Here is a 1,581-nt window from a genome sequence, read left to right on the forward strand (position 1 = left end):
TCAGGTGTCCACCAAAAAGGGGTCAGGTCCTGTCCTGGCGAAACGTCAAAGTCGACCGTAACTGGCACATCTGCTGCGACTACCAGTACTACTCAGTGCCGTTCCAATACATCGGCAAAACCCTGCGGGCACGGCTGACCAACAGCCTGGTGAGCATCTTCGACGGCGACGACCTAGTCGCAGAGCACTCACGTATGCACGGGTTCAAGTACCGCTATTGCACTGACCCAGCCCATACCCCGGATAAGGACATTGCCGGGGTCAAACCTCTTACCCGTGACGAGCTGCTTGCTCGAGCATCATCATTTGGGCCGGCAACGACCAAGGTCGTCTCCTCAATTTTGGAACGCAACGCCAAAGCCGTACCCCGCGGGCTACACACTGCCCGCAACGTGCTCGTCAAGCTGGGCAACAAGCACAACAAGACCACGCTTGAGCCTGCCTGCCAGCAAGTCATTGACCATAGCCTGGCACCCAACATGCAGGTCATCGCGCGGATTCAGGCCGACATCGCCCGCAACGGTCACACCCTCAACCAAACGCCAGCCGTCCAGGCCGATCACGCCCAGTCGCGCATTGTGGATATCACCGCAATCCCTGATGCAGTATTCCTGCGCCCAGCCAGCCACTACGACATCCCGAAGAAGGAGGCCTAGACCATCATGACCACCATCAACCTTGACGATGACATCCGAGCTACACTGCGTAAACTGCGTCTTTCCACCTTCGCTGATATCTTTTTCGACCTAGTCGCCGCCGATGACGCCAACACCGCTCTACCGGAGGAAATCTTCCTCAAAGCCGTGGAAGAAACCGCGGCCAAGCGCCGGCAAACCAACATCGCAAAAGCCATCACCCAGGCGAAATTCCGCTATCCGGGAGCAACACTCGCCGAGCTGATCAACCCAGATGAACGAGGGTTGAATCTACGCCAGCTCAAACGACTAGCCGCAACACCCTGGCGCGACGAACCTTCCAATGTGCACGTCCTAGCGCCCACCGGTGCGGGTAAAACCTACATCGCCTGCGCTATCGGTATTGCTGCTTGCCAGGCTGAATACAGTGTCGCGTACTACCGGCTGGATCAGCTCGTCGATGAATTAGGGGCCTTCCTGCCAGCAGATGAACGCTATGTAGCTAAAATGCGCAAGCTACAAAACATTGATGTACTCATCCTCGATGATTTCCTGACCATAGGAATCAACCAGCGCGGACAAGAAGACCTAACCAAGATCATATTCGACCGCGACGGCAGACTGCCGACCATCATCGTCTCCCAGACAACCGCCGCCTACTGGGTGAAGAAACTACCCGACCCCATCGGCGCGGACTCACTGGTCAGCAGACTCAATGCCGGACAGCGCATCGAACTCGGCGACTACGACATGCGCCAACACCTGGCAAGCGCCACATATGGCGCCAACGAGTAGTCGATCGGATTAGAAGCCCGGCCGCTGGCCCCAACAGGGCCAGCGGCCCGGCCCTACCACCTAGTCGGAATCCAGCCCTACCACCGTTCCGCAACACCCCTACCAACAAGCCGCTCTCAGCATCCGCACTCGTTCCTACCGCGCCCATGGA

At 57.9% G+C, this 1,581-nt stretch carries 1 protein-coding gene and 1 pseudogene; both read left to right on the forward strand.

The genetic code is table 11. The features are described 5' to 3' along the window. Positions 1-656 (forward strand): annotated as a pseudogene (locus HMPREF2888_RS08110) (IS21 family transposase); the annotation flags it as partial. 6 nt (positions 657-662) lie between these two features. Further along, entirely contained in the window at positions 663-1,430 is a 768-nt protein-coding gene (locus tag HMPREF2888_RS08115) for an ATP-binding protein (RefSeq protein WP_062034988.1), read from the forward strand. Positions 1,431-1,581: the final 151 nt, after the last annotated feature.

The sequence above is a fragment of the Corynebacterium sp. HMSC077D03 genome (genome assembly GCF_001808545.1).
Classification (GTDB): domain Bacteria; phylum Actinomycetota; class Actinomycetes; order Mycobacteriales; family Mycobacteriaceae; genus Corynebacterium; species Corynebacterium simulans.